This is a genomic window from Actinomycetospora sp. (genome assembly GCF_055612215.1).
The window spans coordinates 1-2140 of sequence record NZ_JBVPVA010000154.1 but is presented as its reverse complement, the minus strand read 5'-3'; the positions used below and the strand labels follow the sequence as shown (position 1 = coordinate 2140).

The 2140-nt window shown below is 73.7% G+C and carries 4 protein-coding genes; all 4 read right to left on the bottom strand.

The window, feature by feature from the left end; translation table 11 throughout:
* Positions 1-329: bifunctional nuclease family protein (locus AC0CYZ_RS04405; protein WP_472212717.1), on the bottom strand; the 329-nt coding region annotated here is incomplete at its 3' end.
* A gap of 27 nt (positions 330-356) precedes the next feature.
* Positions 357-629 carry a hypothetical protein gene (locus AC0CYZ_RS04400; RefSeq protein ID WP_472212716.1) on the bottom strand — a complete coding sequence of 91 codons (273 nt, stop codon included), beginning with the start codon at positions 627-629 and terminating at the stop codon, positions 357-359.
* Entirely contained in the window at positions 626-1285 is a 660-nt protein-coding gene (locus AC0CYZ_RS04395; protein WP_472212714.1) for a hypothetical protein, read from the bottom strand. The genes AC0CYZ_RS04400 and AC0CYZ_RS04395 overlap by 4 nt, the downstream gene beginning before the upstream one ends.
* 58 nt (positions 1286-1343) lie before the next feature.
* Positions 1344-2060 (bottom strand): metal-sulfur cluster assembly factor, encoded by a 717-nt coding sequence (locus tag AC0CYZ_RS04390; protein ID WP_472212712.1) that lies wholly within the window; start codon positions 2058-2060, stop codon positions 1344-1346.
* Positions 2061-2140: the final 80 nt, after the last annotated feature.

The window sequence follows — 2140 nt, the reverse complement described above, 5'->3', positions numbered from 1 at the left end:
ACCGCGATCGCCAGCGCGTCGCTGGGCCGTGCGGCGACCCTCGTGCCGTCGTCCAGCACGAGGACCGCGCGGAAGCGGTCGTCGACGAGGTCGGTGATCTCGGCGCCCGCGAGCCCGCGCCCGAGCGCGGTCGCCACGTCGGCGACGAGGTCCTGGGTGAGCCGGGAGTCGTCGTCGCGCGCCGGGTGCGGGCCGTGCGACATCACCTCGGCCTGCGGGGGGCGCACGGAGACGACGAGGCAGCGGTCCTCCGCGTCGTCTCCGAGCACCGCCAGCGGCTCGCGCGTCATCGCGTGGACGACGAGCGTCACCAGGTGCAGCTCCTGCATGCCCGTCCTCCCGTCCGACCCTCGATCTCAGCGACCCTCGGCATCCTCGGCCTGATCCACCGGCGTGAACAAGGACCGGATCTCCGCGAGCCGGTCCTGGATCTGCTCCGCGTCCTGACCCCGCGCCCAGGAAGGGTCGCCCGGGGTGATCCCGAGCGACCGCAACAGCTCCGCGGCCGGGGCGGACGGGTCACCCGCCTCGCCGAGCACCGGGTGCAGGCCCTGCGCGCACAGGTGGTCGAAGACCAGGTGCACCACCGACCAGGGATTGAAACGCTCATCCGTGGCGGACTGACTCACGACGTCGCTCCTCCTCCGTCGCCCGGGGCCTCGTCGTCGGGTCCGGGCGGCGGCCGCCCGTCCCCGCTCACCTCGATCTCCTCGAGGGTCTCCAGTTCCTTCGCCGACAGCGTCGCCGCTCCGGTGAGCACCGTGGCCTGGTGCTCGGCGATCCGCGCGTCGACGAGCTGGGTCAGCGCGAACGCGAGCGCCCCCGTCTGGCGGACCGTCTGCTCGTCCACGGGCACCTGCCGCGTCGACGTGATCGCCACGCCGACCGGCTTGCCCTCGGCGACCGCCACCCCGACGGTGAACTCCTCGCGCGGGTTCGCCGCCGGGTCGGCGAAGTGCTTCTTCAGTTTGCGCAGCATCCGGTGCCACGCGAGCTTCTCGCCCTGCAGCTCGAGCCCTTCGACGTCGTCCTCGGTGAGCCCCATGCCCCGCTCGCCCCCCGCGAAGCACCGCGAGTAGGAGATCAGGGCGGTCGTCCACAGGGACTCGACGACGACCTCGTCGACCTGCTTCCCGACGCCGGGGCGGACCTCGCTGACGAGCCGCTCGCAGCAGAGCAGGACGGTCTGCAGGTCGTCGAACATCGCCGCGAGGTCGGCGAGGGCCGCCGCGGCGGGCGAGCCGATCCGCCGCACGGTGTGCGGCGCCGTGGCCTGGCCGGTCATGCCGCCATCGCCTCCTGTCCTCCGGTGGCAGGGGCCCGCGAGGGACCCCCGGGTGTCGTCACGTCAGGCCGTAGCGGACGGCGAGCTGACCGCGACAGATGCTCGTGTTGGCGTCGACCCCGACCTGGAACGACCGGGCCTTGCGCAGGTGCAGCGGCAGCGCCTCGACGCCGACCTTGCGCCCGCGCGGGTCCACGACCAGCGGGTCCGTGTCCTGCGAGGGGATCCCGAGCTCGCGCCGCCGCGCCCGCAGTCGTGTCAGGTCCGTCGACGCCGGGGCGTCGCCGAGCGTCATGGCCGCGAGCTCCTCGGGGGTCCGCCCCGCCCGCGCCAGCGGCGAGACGACGAGGTCGGTGCCGGCCATGAGCGCCCGCTCCGTGAACTGGCGGCGCAGCGAGTCCAGCTCGTCGACCGCCTCCCCGACCTCGGTACCGGCCATGGAGTGCACGAAGCCCGCCCGCGCCGCGACCCCCCGGTTGATGGCGTCGGCGGCGAAGTGGTCGATGAGCACCACGTCGACGTCGGAGAGCCCCTCGACGGTCGACGTCGCGTCCCACGCGTCGGCGACCATGAGGAACGCGAAGTTGGGTGCGCAGAAGTACGTGGGCAGGCGCAGCCGCACGTGCGCGACCCGGTGCTCGTCGACCTCGAGCGAGGCGACGAAGTCGAGCGAGACGACGTCGTTGTCCAGCTCCGGGTCGCGCACCGTGCGCAGCGCCTCCCACACCCGCCCGACGAGCGCTTCGGCCGTCGGGCGGGTGAGGGAGCTCGTCATGCCTGCGCCACCTCGCGCTGCTCCACGAGCTCGGCGTCGTCCTGGGCGGCCGGCGTGCCGGACACCTGGTACTCGGCCGG